This is a genomic window from Flammeovirga pacifica (assembly GCF_000807855.2).
GTDB classification, from domain to species: Bacteria; Bacteroidota; Bacteroidia; order Cytophagales; family Flammeovirgaceae; genus Flammeovirga; species Flammeovirga pacifica.
Genome location: NZ_JRYR02000001.1, coordinates 1553017 through 1569355 on the forward strand (window position 1 = coordinate 1553017; position 16339 = coordinate 1569355).

Genomic DNA, 16339 nt, shown 5'->3' on the forward strand with positions numbered 1-16339 from the left:
GAAAGCAAATTTAAATAAAAAGAAGAATAGTTAATGATGAATTAAGAATTAATAATTAGATTTTATTTCTGAAGGAGTGATTTTTTGAGATTAATCGGGTAAAAACGGAATAGGAATAAGTAAAAACTAAATAAAATTAGACTTAAACAAGAAAATATTGGACGCCGAGACACCGGATTTAGACAAAAACAAGATAATATTAGATTATAACCAACATGAATACCTAAAAAACAAAAACGAATTAGATAAAAACAAGATGAAATGTGACAAAATAATACTCACACCACTAGTTCAACTCCAATCATAGGTAACTTACCATAATTGGAGTTGAATCTTCTTTATCAAAAAGAAATGCTTTATTCTAAAAAATAAGTTGTCATAAAGTAACCTCTAGCTATTTAAGAAGCTCTTTACATTTTCCAAAGTTATATTCAACAGCTTTCTTCTTGCTTCTAAACTTGCCCAAGCGATGTGTGGGGAATAAAGAATTTTACTCTGATCTTTCACATCCTTAAATGGACTTTCTTGTACCATTGGTTCTACAGTAAACACATCTACACATGTTCCTGCAATTTGATTTTCATTTAAGGCATCCACCAATGCACTCTCATCTACAATTCCACCTCGACCCGTATTTAAAAGAATACTTGAGGGCTTCATCATTTTTAATTCTTCTACAGAAACGATGTTTTTAGTTGCATCATTTAACGGCGAATGAATAGAGATAATATCAGATGTTTGGAATAAGGTTTCTTTATCGACCAAAGTAAAACGTTCGTCTCTAGCAATACCGGAAGTGGAATAATAGATCACATTCGCACCAAAAGCTGTTGCAATCTCTGCCACACGTTTGCCTATATTCCCAAGTCCTATAATTCCGAATGTTTTACCATGAATTTCCTGAAATCCCTTTCCTATCCAAGTAAAAGAAGGGTGATTACTGTAAGAATCATCTTTCACAAACTCATCGTATTCATGAATATTATTCATCAATGACAAAAGCATAGCAAAAGTTTGTTGAGCCACACTTTCTGATGAATACCCTACTGCATTTTTCACAGGAATATTCAAAGCTTTCGCCGCCTCTAAATCGACGTTATTAGTTCCTGTCGCTGTAATTGCTATACCTTTTAGTTGAGTACAAGCCTTCATCATTTCTTTTGTAATCACCACTTTGTTTGTCACAATTACATCAGCCTCTTTAATGCGAGATAATGTGCTTTCTTTTGGTGTTAAAGGATAATGAATTACCTCACCTAATTGATCAAATTGTTGAAGTTCTGTTTGTACGTCGTTCCCTAGGGTTTCCGCATCTAAAAATACGATTTGCATAATTTCTTTTTTGTATTGACTGATGCCACAAATTAATAAATAATATCTCCTCACCACTATATCATCAGTTGATTTTTAACTTAAAATCTACCACTATTCTAAATGCTTAAATTATTGATCAAAGATGATGGTGTTAGTACAATCTTTCCAGAATATTAAATACCTTTGATCCATCCATCGGACATCAAAAAATCGAAAATTTGGAAGAAAATAAAAAAGTGATTGTAACAGAACAGTTTACTGTCTCAAAAAGGGAATTACTTCATTAAAGAAAATCTAAAACAATACGTCGACCAAATGGTCATCAAATAATATGCAAATCACTACTTGGAATAAATTAGATGATGCTTGGAAAAAGATCATTCTATTCAGCATTAAAGTACAAGAACACACTATTGAAAGTGATAAGGTTCATCAATTAATTGAAAAAGAAAACGACCTTAGTAAAGTCTATCAATCATTATTTGATGAAACTTTAGAAGTGATAAAATGGCCTGATTTCACTTTTTTCAATCGACTAATTCCTTTAGATCGCATTTATGCTTCTTATCAAAAAATTGATACGACAGATCCTTTAATGTTTTTCCCCTTAATTAAGGTAGCTTATCTCAATAATACTTCAATTTTTGAACTAGATGCATTAATGCTTTGTTCTTCTTTAGAGGAGTTATACATCAATGATACAGATGTCATGGATCTTCAACCTATAATGAATCATTCATTAAAAATATTAAACATAACTGGATTGGACATTGAACAATCCGACTTAGATACAGTTATTTTGAGACAACCCAACGTCGAAATAATAAAATAAAACGATCATGGAAAGTAAAGTGATCTTATTTGATGGTATCTGTAATCTATGCGACAAGAGTGTCCAATTTATTATTAAAAAAGAAAAAGGGGATATATTTCAGTTTGCCTCATTACAATCGGAAGAAGGGAAAGTACTTTTAAAAAAGTATCACTTAGATCCCAATTATACCGATAGTATAGTCTTAATCACTGAATCAAAAGCTTTTCTAAAATCTGAGGCAGCCTTGGAAATAGCAAAAGATTTGAAATCCCCCTATCAACTGTTAAGGTTTGGTACAATATTTCCTATATCCTTCACAGATTTCATTTATGATCTTATTGCAAAATACAGGTATACTTGGTTTGGAAAAAAAGAAGAATCCTGTGTGTTAATCCATCAACAGAAGAAATTTAAAGGAACTTCATAGTAAGTCACACAATATGCAATAAAATCAAACGTAATTAATATAGACACTAACATTTATATAATAATGATCGCTTTTGATTTAAAAAGAAAATTAGTATTTCTACTATTGGTCGTATTTACCTCTTCAACGTTTGCCCAAGACAAGCTAACGATGGAATGGTGGAATGGTCTTGATAAGTATTGGAAAGGAATCTTTACTTCTCAGATCATGTGGGATCAAGACGAAATGAATAACGAGGGTTTGCAAAAAATTGAAGAACTTACTTCAATTAATGCCTCTGGTTATGATGATTTTGGTGATGAAAGAATTGTTACTAAACTCACCCCAATTGAAAACCTCAGTAAATTAGAACATGTTGATATCTCTTACACAAGAGTAAAAGACTTATCTCCTCTTCAAAAATTACCCAATCTAAAAAGTTTAAATTTAGCATTTAGCAACGTAAGAGACCTTGCGCCTTTGAGTGGTCAAACTTCTTTGTCTGCTATTTATTTGTCAGGTACAAAAATCGCATCTCTTAAAGCTGTTGAAAACTTACCTTTAGAGAATATCGATTTATTCCAAAATAAATTATTTAACGATTGGGAATCTTTAGGTTCATTCAAAACATTAAAAATGTTATCTATTGATGAAACTAAAATTGAAGATTTATCTTTCCTATCAACATTAAGCAGCTTAGAAGAACTTAAATTATCGTATACAAATGTATCAGATTTGAGTCCTATTGCATCGCTTAAAAGCTTAAAGCTACTACAGCTTCAAAAAACGAAGGTGACTGATTTGTCTCCTTTAAAGAAATTGAAGCAACTAGAGCATTTAAACATTAGTAATACAGAAATTACTGATATCTCTAGTTTAAAAAGACTGAAAAATTTACACACTTTCTATTTCTCTGATAGTAAAGTTGAAGATATCGCGGCATTGGCAAAAACAAAAGCGATGAACGAATTAACGTTTTCGAACACGCCTGTAAAAGATTTGTCCCCAATCGCAGCCTTACCAAAATTAAGCATCTTGATTATTACGGGATCTCAAGTAGCCACACTAGATCCATTGGATAATTCTTCAAGCTTATCGATAATCTATTTCAGAGACGCTAAGGTTTCTGATGAAGATGTTGCAAAGTTTAAAGAAAAACACCCCAATATCGAGACTGATTATTTTTAAGACATAAAAAAATCAATCTTAAGGAATCATTTAAAGTGATTCCTTTTTTTATGCCCTATTTTTAAGAAAACCTTTGTTTTTTTAGCTGTAATTGATGATTAATCAATAAAACGACTACATGTATATGATGATTTAAAGAATTAATTTCACTTTAAAATCACTTATATAAAATTGCATTAACAAATTATTTCTTACTTGTTTTTTGGGTATGTAGATAAATAAGACTTTTTTTGCACTTGGATTTACATTTAACCTTCCTAGTCCAGTGAGTGAAGTAATTAAACACGAGTGCGGCATAGCCATGCTACGCCTAAGAAAACCGTTGTCATACTTTATTGAAAAGTACGGTACTCCTACTTATGCTATCAGTAAAATGTATTTACTGATGGAGAAACAGAGAAACCGTGGTCAAGATGGTGCAGGTATCGCAAGTATCAAGTTAGGTATGAAACCTGGCAAACCATTTATTGATAGAGCAAGATCGGTAGAGTCAGACCCGATCAACGACATTTTCAAAAAAGTAGGTAAGAAATTAAACAAGCTTAGTAAGGATACGGAAAAGTACCTTGACGCAGACTACTTACGTTCCAACATTCCTTTTGTTGGAGATGTTTACATGGGCCACCTTCGTTATGGTACTCATGGCAATAACACTATCAACCACTGTCATCCTTTCATGAGAAATAATAACTGGCGTTCAAGACAGTTAATCATGGCAGGTAACTTTAACATGACCAATGTAGATCAATTATTTGATCGTTTGGTAGAGTTAGGACAGCATCCTAAAGAAAATGTGGATACTGTAACGGTGATGGAAAAAATTGGTCACTTCTTAGATCTTGAGGTACAAGAATTATTTGATAAGTACAGAAAGACTGAAGATGACAACACTGTTATTTCTGAGAAGATTGAAGAAGAACTAGACCTAGGTCGTGTGCTTTCTCGTTCTTGTAAAGATTTTGATGGTGGTTATGCATTTATGGGTCTTACAGGCTTTGGTGGCGGTTTCGTTGCTAGAGATGTAAACGGTATCCGTCCTGCATATTACTACGCTGATGATGAAATTATTGTTGTAGCCTCTGAAAAGACAGCTATTAAAACTGCATTTAATGCTGACTACGACAAAATTCAAGAGATCAACCCTGGTCACGCTTTGATCATCGATAAACAAGCTAACTACAAAGAAGTTCAATACTTAGAACCTCAAAAGAAATTATCTTGTAGCTTCGAACGTATCTACTTCTCAAGAGGTACAGATCCTGCGATCTATAACGAGCGTAAGACACTAGGTAAGTTGCTTATTCCAAAAGTTTTGGAAGCAATCAATTACGATCTTAAAAATACAGTATTCTCTTACATTCCAAATACCGCAGAAACTGCTTTCTTGGGTATGATGAAAGGCTTAGATAAGCATTTAGTGGCTAAGCGTTTAGAATCTATCGAAAAAGGTGTATCTGGAGAGGAATTAGAGAAGATTTTATCTTTCCGCCCTCGTCAAGAGAAATTAGTTATCAAAGATGTGAAAGCTAGAACTTTTATTGCAGATGATGCAATGAGAGACGATATGGTTGCACACGTTTACGATACTACTTACGAGGTAATCCGTAGAGATGTAGATACTATTGTAGTTATCGACGACTCTATTGTAAGAGGAACAACATTGGAGAAATCGATCATACAAATGTTAGATCGTTTGAATCCAAAACGTATTGTTGTGGTTTCTTCTGCTCCTCAAATTAGATATCCTGACTGCTACGGTATCAATATGTCTAAAATGAAAGAATTTGTTGCCTTTAGAGCAATGATCAACTTGATCAAACGCAATGGCAAAGAAGATCTTTTAGATGAGGTATACTACCGTTGTAAATCAGCGCTTAGAAAAGACGAACCAATGTCTATCAACTATGTTCAAGAGTTGTATGATCAGTTTACTTATGAGGAAATCTCTGATGAGACTGCTAATATCATTAAATCGCACAATATCAAAGCAGATGTGAAGGTAATCTTCCAAACTGTAGATAGCTTACATGAAGCATGTCCTAATCATTTAGGTGATTGGTACTTCACAGGTAACTTCCCAACGGAAGGCGGTATGAAAGTAGCTAATAGAGCTTTTGTAAACTATATGGAAGGTAAAGAAGGCAGAGCTTATTAATATACAGAATAATATAAAATATTGGTCCAGTAGCACATACTACTGGACCTTTTTTTATATTTTGATATTTGAATAAAACAATCTTAAGCAATAGGCATTATTATAATATGAGCAATAGAATACTACTTCCTAATATTAGGTATATACATGGTTTTAAGAACAAAGAAGAGCGATTAATAAAAAGAGCGTTTAACGACTTCTATTTTCTAATTGAAAGCCATCACCAAAATCAAAATCCTGTAAAATTTAAGTCCGCCTATTGTGTGGCTTTAACAAAAACAATCATGGATGCAGATCTGCTACCTGAGGATGCAGACATTGAATCGGAAATTAACCAACGCTTCCCATCTATTGAAGCTGATAACATAATCGAAGAAATAGAAATTAAATTTAATGATGACGACCTTTTACTATTAAAGTTATATTATAACCACAAAATTGATACTAAAAGTATTGGAATGAGGTTAGATAAGTCACCTGTAGAAATAAATGATAGACTTGAAAAGTTGAACCGTTTGTGGCAACAGGACCTGCCACTTACAGAATACTTAAATCAGATTTATAAACGTGAAGTTTTCAAATCTCTTGATGCTATGATGATTCCCGTTCCTCAGAAGACTATTAAAAATGGTAGAACAAATACGGTAGGAAGTATTACTAAAGTTCAAAGAGGGTTCTTTAATAGAATTATTAACCTATTTAAATAAGGTGATTTAATCATATAATTGACAATAAAATAATAGAAAGAGATATTTGTGTTTTTATACTAATTATGTATAATTTGCTTTATGCTTTTAAAAAAAATTAAAGCATGGGTATCATGTCAAATAAATTATTTTTTTAATGAACAAACTATATTATCTGGGGTTGATTCTTTTTGGTTTAAGTACTTCAATCACCCTATCTCAAGAAAAAACCGACTTATCTAAAACCATAATCAAAGAAGGAAACTGGCACGGAGAATTTATCTATAACAGTGGATTAAGCTTTCCGATCTCAATTGAGGTTGAAAAAAGTAAAAAAGGTAAATTTTCAGGAACGCTTTATTGGTATAATTACTTCAATACAAAAACAAAGATATCTGGAGATCTGACCAAAAAACAGCCTGAATTTCATGAATATGAACTTGAGTTTGGTAAAGCAATGAACTTTGGTGATTATTTTATTGAATCAGTAAAAAATGACACCTTAATCGCCTATTCCACTAATGATGATACAAATCAAAAAGACGCTACATTTAGATTAATTCATGAGAGTAAAATCGACCAAGAAGCTTTAACTCAAATTGAAAAAAATATACAGGTTAATGTCGATAAATTTGGTACACAAGAGTTCTCATTTATCAAAAATGAGAAACTCCAACAAGAAGTTTTAGATAAAACTAAAGCGGTTGCTTTAGCAGATACATCTTATAGTAAACCTTTTAGAGTTGTTGGTTCGGTCACTCAAGAAAATCAGTTTTCTGGTGAGTTAGAAGGTTATTTCAAATTACCCAATTACACCTATCTGAAATTCAGAATCATGGGTATTGAAGTAATGTCTGGTAAAAACCCAATGGAGTCTTGGACCTACTCATCTATTGAAAATAAGTTGACTGTTAATGCTACAGAAAAAGATACTGAGAGTGAAGAATCTTCACCCATTATGAAAAGTAATCTACATGATCTTATTGAAAAAGGATATAAGGTTAGAAACTTTGGCGAGGGTAAAGTAAATGGAGAGGATTGTTATAGAGTGGTGATTGAAAAAGGAATGGATTACAGAGGTTTTTACTTCTCAAAAGACAACTTTTTCCCATTAAGAGAAGAAAAAGAAAGTGGTATTAATGAATACAAACTTAGAATGGAAGATGTCACTCCAATTATGGAAGAAATAGTCCAAATAGGTATGAAAGATAAATTTATCATGACTTTCGATTCTGTTTTTAGAAATCAAGAAGTGGATACTTTACTATTCTATCCTACTGAAGCAATGTTAGCTGTAAAAGTCAAACAAGAAAATTCACAAGTAAAAGGAGCTGATTATTTTAATGATAAAGGCATTGCGTTTTTTAAACAAGGCGATTACGAAAAAGCTAAAGCTGAATTTGACAATGCAATCAATATCAACAGAAATAATTCTACTTACTTTTCTAATAGAGGTAGAACTAATTTAGAATTAAGTAATTTTTATGAAGCTATTTCAGACTTTAACCAATCCAATCAATTAAGTGAAGGTCCAAAAGAAGAATTACATTATTATTTAGGTCTAGCTAAATTTAACCTAAAGGATTACAATAATGCCATTGTCGATTTTAATCGTGCTGTAAAAGAAGATACAGCACATTTAAATCGAAAATTTTATAATTACTTGGCTTTGTCGTATTACAACTCAAATCAAAAGGATTCTGCCATGGTCTATTTTGAAGTCTGTGCAAATCAAGAGGACGCTATTGCTATGGACTATTATAATTATGGCTATCTACTAAGAGGAAGTGAAGAGTATGAAAAGTCAATTCCCTATTTTCAAAAAGTCACTGACTTAGAACCAGAAAATGATCATTATAAAAATCATTTTGGTATTTCATTATATGCTGCCGGAAGATTTGATGAAGCAAGGGTTCAGTTTAAACAAGCAATATCATTAAACCCAAATGTTGTTGATTATTACAATAATTTAGGAGATGTCTATTATCAATTAGACTCAATAAATAATGCATTAGTCAATTACCAAAAAGTTGAAAACTTAATAGAGAAGGATAATGACAATATCTTTTTTAAATTAGGAAGGACTTATCACGCAGATGGAGATTATATAAATGCCATGAAATACTATGATAAAGCCATTGCGTTAAACACAACTAATGCTAAATATTATGATAGTCGTGGGTATCTAAAAAAGATTGTAAATGATAAAAAAGGGGCTATTCAAGACTTTACTACAAGTATCAATATTTACAATAAAGATCCTGAGATTTATTATCAAAGAGGACTAATTCAGAAAGACCTACATAATAATCAATCGGCATGTAATGATTTTCATCTAGCGGTAGAATACGGCCACAAAGAAGCCCAAAAGCTTATTGATGAAGATTGTAATTTTAAAGAACAATAATTCGGTTTATAAAAAAATCCCCTTGACTTTTACATCAAGGGGATTTTTTTATTTTCCTTCTTTATTTCTTAATTCCACAACGTGATCAGAAAGACGTTTACATAACTGATGTATCTCAGCAGCCATTTGTTCATCTCCTGTGGCATTCACTATATTTTGAGCCATACCACCCATTGCATCTATATAAAAGAATTTAAGCTCTTCGATGGTCATTTCTTTACCCCAAAGGCCAATTCTTAATGTTTCTTTCTTCTCATGATCCCAAATATTAAGATCAAATGCTCTTGTTTCTTGTAGTCCAACTTCTCCTGAGTCATCTGCTTTCCAAAAAATTTTTTCCGGTACATTTTGCTCATCAAGTTCCACTTTTAAACGAATCTGTGATTCTTTCATCTCCTAAAAAATAAGTTTGACTAAAACGTTTTGATTAATGATGCAAAGGTGCAATTTTTGGAGGAGTAATAAAATTATATTTACAATTGATTCCCTATGCTCCACAGATTTGTTAGAATGACTTTCCAAAAAGAAAAAATTGATGAATTTAAACATCTATTTAACCAAGTTCAACCAATAATTGAAAACTTTGAGGGTTGCCATTCAGTACGTTTATTAGAAGATGCTGATCAGCCTATGAAAATGATGACATTTTCTATTTGGGAAAATCAAACAGCCTTAGATAGCTATAGAGATTCTGAATTTTTTATAACCACTTGGAGGAAGACTAAGGTGATGTTTGAAGATAAAGCAGAAGCATTTTCTATGTTTGAGGTATAAAAAAGGGAAGTCTTTCGACCTCCCTAAATTTTATAAAGTATTGTCAATCACTACTAGTTTAGTGAGTTTACTTTTAAATGTTTTTTTGTTATTCCCTAAATAAGAATTCTCACCAAGTTTCACGTAACTATCTGGAATAAATAAATACTTATCAATAGCTCCATTTTTTAAAGGATAAACATCTTTTGAATCAATATTTCCTTTATAATCAACTTCTGCATATTGAATAAAATCAGTATTCAAATTGGTATAAAAGAACATTATTTTATCATCATATTGTTCCAAAAACATCCCTTTACTCATATAGGAATACCTATCAAATACTTGGTTTTTATGATAATTTTTAATCCAATTGATATTTCCTTTTTCATCAAAATTTACAAAGCATACATCACCATATTCTAGTTTAGAATTAGTCTGTGTAGACATCTTTCCAGTATTTGGGTCTGTAGATGAACTTACTTGAATAGTTTCCACAAAGTTCTCACTAACCAATGTAAATGTATTATTTTTATGGAAAAATAATCGTATTGGATCAGTGTCTGAATCAATTAAAATATCTTTTCCCTTAGCAAACTGTTTATTAATTTTCTCATCTTTATTTACAAATTTCGATGCTTTTTTAACGGTTTTGGGGTAGGCATCCGATACCATAAAATCTTTACGCTGCTCATTGGTAAAAGGAGTTCTAATACTATTCAGTGTTTTTAGTGTAATAGGATCCATCATCTCTACCATTATACCCTCTATATTTCTATCTTTATTTTTGATATCAGAATAATAACCAACAATACCTATACGTTCATTATATGGCTGTAAATAGAGTCCATTAGCAAAATATTTCGGGTGCGAAAAATCCTTGATAATCGCATTTCTTTTCCCATTTGAAAAAGCATATAAAAGATACTTAGCGTGCTTTTCTTTTTTTATCTTTACATTAGACAAATAATAAAAGGAACCTGCATCAGTTAATTTAATATTTTCTGATTTTATATAAGATGCCTTATCTAATGATGTTTCAATGGTAGATAAGTATCCGTTTTTGTCATACTGAGGGATTTTATTTAGCATCACCCATTGTCTCACACAATCTCTGTCTAAAACTTCTACATATACATCTGTTGATTTGCTCTTTTTAATAGCATTAAAAGAATAGATACATAAAAGTTCGTTATTTGGTGATAATTTATAATTGTAAGTACCTTGTCTGTTATGATTCTTATCTCCAGACTGTCTCGATACTAAAATAGGTTTCTCAAAACCAGAGTTATTGTCCATCATTTTCATTCTGTATAAATGATTGGCACCCTTGGAATAAGTAGAGAAAAATAACCATATTTTTTGATCTATATCCTGATAGATAAACTCATAAGTTTTATCAGGTGCTCCGTTTAAAACACCAAGTGAGACGTCTCCTAAAGAAAGTTCTTTCTTCATATTTAGAGCATGATCAAAAATCTGTAACTCAAGTTTAACTTTTGTACCTATTCCGACAACAGGTCCAAAAACAGGTAATCCTACGCCTACTCCTTTCCCTTTTCCACTGAGAACATAAATGAATTGATCATTTTTAGCTACTACACCAAAACTCATCTCTGTTAGTCCATTTTTAGTCTTTTCTCCAAATTGGAAATCTAAATTGTACTGAACTTGCCCGTTTGTGTTGAGCACACAAAAGTAACACATTAAAAATGTGTAAATAATAGTTTGCTTCATTAAAAAAATTAGTTGAATATAAAATAGTTGCTTATAAAAAAAGGATACCTAAGTATCCTTTCAAATATAATAAATTTTGTATTACTTTCCACAATATTCAGTTCCCGCTTCAGGAGTTTCGAATATTACCACTTTATAAAGTGCTGGTAAAGCTGTTTTAATCTTATTCCATACCCACATAGAAATCACCTCTGAAGTTGGATTTTCTAAACCTTCTACTTCATTTAAGAAATTATGGTCTAAAACTTTCCAGATAGGATTTACTACTTCATCAATTTCATTAAAGTCAATTACCCATTCGTAAGGCATTACTAATTCGCCATCAAAATGTAATTCCATTTTCCATGAATGACCGTGGATTCTTCTGCAAGGGTGACCTTCTGGCATATGAGGCAAAAAGTGAGCTGCCTCAAACATATAGGATTTAAATATCTTCATTGTGTTTGGTATCTATTTATAAAACACGCAAAGATAACAGTGCAATAATTGACTAATGGAGGATTTTAAACACCAATTCTTTAAGATTTTCGTCATCGGAAAGTGATGCTCTAATGCCTTTTGCTTTTAAATCGGCATCTTGAAGCGTTTCTATGACTTGTATCACCTTTATTTTGGGGTAATTAGTAGCAGCCTCTCTGTAGTCTTTGATAAAGTAAGGGTTAACTCCAATCATTTTTGCTAATGCTTGCTCATTCTGATTAAAGTTCTCATGCATTACTAATAACTTAGAGAAGTAAGAGAACAATGTACCAACCACTACTACAAAAGGGTTACTCTTAGGGTTGTTATTAAAGTACATAACAATTCTATTGGCTTTTAGAATGTCTCTTTTACCTAAGGCATTTTGTAACTCAAACACATTGTAATCTCTACTGATTCCAATATGTTTTGAAATTAGGTTTTCTGTAATTTCAGTTTGTTCATCATAATTTAGCATTAACTTTTCCATCTCATTAGAAATACGACTTAAGTCGTTTCCAATGTATTCAGCAATCATATTTACTGCTCTATCTTTAATTTTAAAGTTTTTGCTTTTACAGAAATCCTTTACCCAAGTTGGTACTTTATTATCGTATAGTTTTTTAGTATCTAATAAGATGGCATTTTTATCTACTGCTTTTTTTGCAGCTCCTCTCCCATCTAATTTTTTATTTTTTAGACATAAAACCAAAACAGTAGATGGCACAGGATTATTTGCATATTGAGCAAACATTTCTTGACTAGGTTTTCTATTAAAGTCTGGAAGATCTTGTGCTTCCTTCACAATAATTACCTGTCTCATGGCCATCATCGGGAACCTCCTTGCACTCTCTAGTACTTGCACAAGAGTTGTATCCTTACCGTAAAATATGGTTTGATTAAAACTTTTTTCGGCTTCTGTTAAAGCATTTTCTTCAACATATTTTGCTATTTGATCGATAAAAAAAGGTTCATCCCCTTGTAACACGTACAAAGGTGAGAAGTTTCCTTCTTTCATTTTTTTAAGTATCGATTCACTTGAAAACGCCATAAAAAGTTGATAATTGTTTGTCTTAATTAAGGTTGCAATTTATACCTTACAATATTGAAAAAAAAGAATATTGAAGTGTTTATCATCAATAAATATTTATAGAAGAAATGATGGGTATTAATTACCTGGCCTAACATTTATTCCATACTCAATAATTTTTTGGTTTATCGTAGTTCCCACCACATTATATCCAAAGAAAAAATCTGGATTTAGAATAGCAATAGAATAAATTTGTCCTGTTTCTGAACTTTGGCCAAGGGTACTTACATTAACAATCGGCGGATTCATTGCATTATCCGAATATTGAGTAATCCAATTATTAATAGCTTGTTCTTTCTCCTCTGGAGTATTGCCTTCTAAATTCCCCTCATAAATCGGGTTATAATCACATGATGGATTTCCATAAAACGGATTATCTACTAAACTACCATCACCAAGTCGAACAATAGAATCGTTGACATGATTACAATACGGGTTGCCAATTAATTCTGGATCAGTACTTTTAAATACGTAATAACTTCTACTTAACTTAGAGTAATCTAAATGAACTAATCCAATGTCTTTAGCATAATGAGCCACCTTTGTTTCAAAATCTTCTTGGTTGTCATCATTTTCTACATTGATCTCATTTATTGTGGCGGTAATATCAAATTGTTTATCATCAAACCCATAGAATCTCCCTACAGAGGCTACTTCATAACGTAAATCTGTTCCATCTTCACCTTGTTCACCTTGATTATTGTAAGCATTTTGATTCCACTTTAATCGATCATAAAGAGGATTGACCAACTTGACATAAGGAATCCCATTTTCATACTTTATAATTTGATTATCACGATAAGTTAAAACCCATACAGAATCTAAAACCCATTCTGCATTATTATTTTCCCTTTTAAATCGTTCTAACCGATAATTGGTATGTCCAAACCCATCATCAAAAGGTTTATCTATGCGCTCCATCAATTGAATTATATTCTCTCCAATAATCCCATCTGGATTTTCAGCTTCACCATAATTTAGTATAACACTATCCACCTCATATGTTATATACCATCCTTCTTCAATTGGATAATAAGATAACGCATCTCTATATGTTGGAGGTACAGTATTCGTCTGACAAGAATAAAAAGGTATTAGAGATAATAGGAAAACTATGTTTTTTAATTGTGCTATATGTTTTATAGTTCTTTGCATGTGTTATATCAAGTATTTCTTCCCTCTAAATTATCGAAAGAAATCAGAAATAAATAATTGAAGGATAGTAAAATAATATCAACACAAAAAAAACTGCTATTCATTTAATAATAGGTGAATAATTTATTTAATATTCAATCAGTAGTAAAATGATTGAAATAAAAAAAGAGCACCTAAAATTAGGTGCCCTTAGATTGTTGACGGCTTACACCTTCAACATGGATACTTCTGATAAAGTATATTTTTATATCACTATTAGATAAAAGGATTTGCCTCTCTATGATCTGACAGTTTTTTCAAACCATCCTCTAATTGTACCAAATCTTCTTCTTCTGGTGTATTAGATGAAGTGGTTTCTGATAATGGAACGTTTTGAGGGATAAAATCTCCATGACCATCTTTGTCAGAACCTGGTTTCGATAAATCGTACGGCCAACGATAAACGATTGGCAATGCACCTGGCCAGTTACCGTGACCTGGTTTTCTTGGAGTTGTCCACTCTAATGTAGTAGACTTCCAAGGGTTAAGTGGTGCTAAACGACCTTTGAACATACTCCAGAAGAAGTTGAATACAAAGATAAATTGACCAGCAACTGTTACCATTGCAGCAATTGAAATGAATGTATTCAAATCTGTAAATGTAGAGAATGCATCAAAGTTGGTAAATGAGTAGTATCTTCTTGGGAAACCTGCAATACCAATGTAGTGCATTGGGAAGAATACCAAGTATGCACCTAAGAAAGTCAACCAGAAATGAACATAACCTAAGGCGTTGTTCATCATTCTACCAAACATTTTAGGATACCAATGGTAAACACCTGCCATCATACCGAAGAACGATGCAGATCCCATTACCAAGTGGAAGTGAGCTACTACAAAGTAAGTATCGTGTAATTGAATATCTAGTGCAGAGTTACCAAGAATAATACCTGTAACACCACCTGAGATAAATAAAGATACTAGACCAATTGAGAACAACATAGCCGGTGTAAATACAATATTACCTCTAAACAATGTTGTAATGTAGTTGAATGCTTTTACAGCGGATGGTACGGCAATAATCAATGTCAATAACATGAATACTGTCCCCAAGAATGGGTTCATACCTGAAACGAACATGTGGTGTGCCCATACAATAAATGATAAGAAGGCAATACCCAACATAGAACCAATCATTGCTTTGTAACCAAAGATAGGCTTTCTTGAGTTCGTTGAAATCACTTCTGATGTTAGACCTAAAGCTGGAAGTAATACGATGTATACTTCTGGGTGACCTAAGAACCAGAATAAGTGTTGGAATAAGATTGGGCTACCGCCAGAATTGGACAATAACTCACCTTGAATAAAAATATCTGATAAGTAGAATGATGTTCCAAAAGAACGATCAAATACTAATAATAATGCTGCTGCAAATAATACAGGGAATGATAAAACACCAATAACCGCTGTAATGAAGAATGACCAAATTGTCAAAGGTAATTTACCAAATGACATACCCACTGTTCTTAAGTTAATTACAGTAGAGATGTAGTTGATAGATCCTAATAATGAAGAAGCAATGAAAAATACCATTGAAACTAACCATAGAGTCATACCTAATCCCGATCCAGAAACGGCTTGAGGTAAAGCTGATAATGGAGGATAAATTACCCAACCACCTGATGCTGGACCTGTAGAGATAAACAAAGATGCCAACATGATTACTGAAGCTAAAGCAAATAACCAATAAGACAACATGTTCATAAAACCTGACGCCATATCTCTTGCGCCAATTTGAAGAGGAATCAAGAAGTTAGAGAATGTACCACTTAGACCTGCTGTTAATACAAAGAATACCATAATGGTACCGTGCATTGTCACTGCGGCCAAATAGAAAGTAGTATCCATTTTACCTCCTTCAGTAATCCAGTCTCCTAATAGTGGTCTTAACCACTCTAGATCAGCTTCTGGGAAACCTAACTGAATACGGAATAATAAAGACAAACCACCACCGATGATTGCCCAAAGAATACCTGAAATTAAGTATTGCTTAGCGATTACTTTATGATCGTAAGAGAATACATAATTTGTCCAGAAATTGCCATGATGGTGATCGTCGTGATCATCATGACCTACTGCATTATGTTCTACGTCTAATACTACGCTTGCCATGTCTATATATTAAATTTTATATTT

The 16339-nt window shown here is 32.3% G+C and carries 14 protein-coding genes; 7 read left to right on the forward strand and 7 right to left on the reverse strand.

Going from position 1 to position 16339, the window contains the following annotated elements; all coding sequences use genetic code 11:
- Positions 1 to 390: 390 nt before the first annotated feature.
- Positions 391 to 1332: a D-2-hydroxyacid dehydrogenase gene (locus NH26_RS06215; RefSeq protein WP_044218920.1), complete on the reverse strand. Its 942-nt coding sequence runs from the start codon at positions 1330 to 1332 to the stop codon at positions 391 to 393.
- Between the two features lie 313 nt (positions 1333 to 1645).
- Here NH26_RS06215 and NH26_RS06220 point away from each other — a divergent pair, with 313 nt between their 5' ends.
- The 6 genes from NH26_RS06220 to NH26_RS06245 all read left to right on the forward strand — a co-directional run bounded on the left by NH26_RS06220 (position 1646) and on the right by NH26_RS06245 (position 8970).
- The gene (locus NH26_RS06220) at positions 1646 to 2146 is read left to right on the forward strand and encodes a hypothetical protein (protein WP_044218916.1); all 501 of its coding nucleotides are present in this window, start codon (positions 1646 to 1648) and stop codon (positions 2144 to 2146) included.
- A gap of 7 nt (positions 2147 to 2153) precedes the next feature.
- The gene (locus tag NH26_RS06225; protein WP_044218914.1) at positions 2154 to 2555 is read left to right on the forward strand and encodes a thiol-disulfide oxidoreductase DCC family protein; all 402 of its coding nucleotides are present in this window, start codon (positions 2154 to 2156) and stop codon (positions 2553 to 2555) included.
- Between the two features lie 63 nt (positions 2556 to 2618).
- Entirely contained in the window at positions 2619 to 3722 is a 1104-nt protein-coding gene (locus NH26_RS06230; RefSeq protein ID WP_044218911.1) for a leucine-rich repeat domain-containing protein, read from the forward strand.
- A gap of 265 nt (positions 3723 to 3987) precedes the next feature.
- Positions 3988 to 5877 (forward strand): amidophosphoribosyltransferase, encoded by a 1890-nt coding sequence (locus tag NH26_RS06235; protein WP_044218908.1) that lies wholly within the window; start codon positions 3988 to 3990, stop codon positions 5875 to 5877.
- Between the two features lie 107 nt (positions 5878 to 5984).
- Complete coding sequence (locus NH26_RS06240) at positions 5985 to 6584, forward strand: hypothetical protein (RefSeq protein WP_044218905.1); 600 nt, start codon at positions 5985 to 5987, stop codon at positions 6582 to 6584.
- Positions 6585 to 6720: 136 nt separating this feature from the next.
- A complete protein-coding gene (locus NH26_RS06245; protein WP_044218902.1) occupies positions 6721 to 8970 on the forward strand; it encodes a tetratricopeptide repeat protein in 2250 nt (749 codons plus the stop codon).
- Between the two features lie 48 nt (positions 8971 to 9018).
- Here the strand turns inward: NH26_RS06245 and gldC are convergent, their stop codons facing one another.
- On the reverse strand, positions 9019 to 9363 hold the full coding sequence (gene gldC / locus NH26_RS06250; RefSeq protein ID WP_044218898.1) for a gliding motility protein GldC: 345 nt from the start codon (positions 9361 to 9363) through the stop codon (positions 9019 to 9021).
- 96 nt (positions 9364 to 9459) lie between these two features.
- Here gldC and NH26_RS06255 point away from each other — a divergent pair, with 96 nt between their 5' ends.
- Positions 9460 to 9744 carry a putative quinol monooxygenase gene (locus NH26_RS06255; RefSeq protein WP_044218896.1) on the forward strand — a complete coding sequence of 95 codons (285 nt, stop codon included), beginning with the start codon at positions 9460 to 9462 and terminating at the stop codon, positions 9742 to 9744.
- A gap of 30 nt (positions 9745 to 9774) precedes the next feature.
- On the opposite strand, the gene NH26_RS06260 is transcribed toward NH26_RS06255, so the two are convergent.
- From NH26_RS06260 to NH26_RS06280, 5 genes are all read right to left on the reverse strand, one after another.
- Complete coding sequence (locus NH26_RS06260; protein WP_044218894.1) at positions 9775 to 11460, reverse strand: hypothetical protein; 1686 nt, start codon at positions 11458 to 11460, stop codon at positions 9775 to 9777.
- Between the two features lie 81 nt (positions 11461 to 11541).
- Complete coding sequence (gene queD, locus NH26_RS06265; RefSeq protein WP_044218890.1) at positions 11542 to 11898, reverse strand: 6-carboxytetrahydropterin synthase QueD; 357 nt, start codon at positions 11896 to 11898, stop codon at positions 11542 to 11544.
- A gap of 52 nt (positions 11899 to 11950) precedes the next feature.
- Positions 11951 to 12937 (reverse strand): DNA polymerase III subunit delta, encoded by a 987-nt coding sequence (gene holA, locus NH26_RS06270; RefSeq protein ID WP_242427302.1) that lies wholly within the window; start codon positions 12935 to 12937, stop codon positions 11951 to 11953.
- A gap of 150 nt (positions 12938 to 13087) precedes the next feature.
- Positions 13088 to 14164 (reverse strand): hypothetical protein, encoded by a 1077-nt coding sequence (locus tag NH26_RS06275; protein WP_044218885.1) that lies wholly within the window; start codon positions 14162 to 14164, stop codon positions 13088 to 13090.
- A 255-nt stretch (positions 14165 to 14419) separates the two neighbouring features.
- Positions 14420 to 16315 (reverse strand): cytochrome c oxidase subunit I, encoded by a 1896-nt coding sequence (locus NH26_RS06280; protein WP_044218882.1) that lies wholly within the window; start codon positions 16313 to 16315, stop codon positions 14420 to 14422.
- Between the last annotated feature and the right edge of the window lie 24 nt (positions 16316 to 16339).

Excerpts from the sequence above, each read along its gene's own strand:
- NH26_RS06255 (WP_044218896.1), top strand. The coding sequence starts at position 9,460 with ATGCTCCACAGATTTGTTAGAATGACTTTCCAAAAAGAAAAAATTGAT.
- NH26_RS06240 (WP_044218905.1), top strand. The coding sequence starts at position 5,985 with ATGAGCAATAGAATACTACTTCCTAATATTAGGTATATACATGGTTTT.
- NH26_RS06280 (WP_044218882.1), bottom strand. The coding sequence starts at position 16,315 with ATGGCAAGCGTAGTATTAGACGTAGAACATAATGCAGTAGGTCATGAT.
- NH26_RS06215 (WP_044218920.1), bottom strand. The coding sequence starts at position 1,332 with ATGCAAATCGTATTTTTAGATGCGGAAACCCTAGGGAACGACGTACAA.
- NH26_RS06225 (WP_044218914.1), top strand. The coding sequence starts at position 2,154 with ATGGAAAGTAAAGTGATCTTATTTGATGGTATCTGTAATCTATGCGAC.
- queD (WP_044218890.1), bottom strand. The coding sequence starts at position 11,898 with ATGAAGATATTTAAATCCTATATGTTTGAGGCAGCTCACTTTTTGCCT.
- NH26_RS06260 (WP_044218894.1), bottom strand. The coding sequence starts at position 11,460 with ATGAAGCAAACTATTATTTACACATTTTTAATGTGTTACTTTTGTGTG.
- holA (WP_242427302.1), bottom strand. The coding sequence starts at position 12,937 with ATGAAAGAAGGAAACTTCTCACCTTTGTACGTGTTACAAGGGGATGAA.
- NH26_RS06220 (WP_044218916.1), top strand. The coding sequence starts at position 1,646 with ATGCAAATCACTACTTGGAATAAATTAGATGATGCTTGGAAAAAGATC.
- gldC (WP_044218898.1), bottom strand. The coding sequence starts at position 9,363 with ATGAAAGAATCACAGATTCGTTTAAAAGTGGAACTTGATGAGCAAAAT.
- NH26_RS06275 (WP_044218885.1), bottom strand. The coding sequence starts at position 14,164 with ATGCAAAGAACTATAAAACATATAGCACAATTAAAAAACATAGTTTTC.
- NH26_RS06230 (WP_044218911.1), top strand. The coding sequence starts at position 2,619 with ATGATCGCTTTTGATTTAAAAAGAAAATTAGTATTTCTACTATTGGTC.
- NH26_RS06245 (WP_044218902.1), top strand. The coding sequence starts at position 6,721 with ATGAACAAACTATATTATCTGGGGTTGATTCTTTTTGGTTTAAGTACT.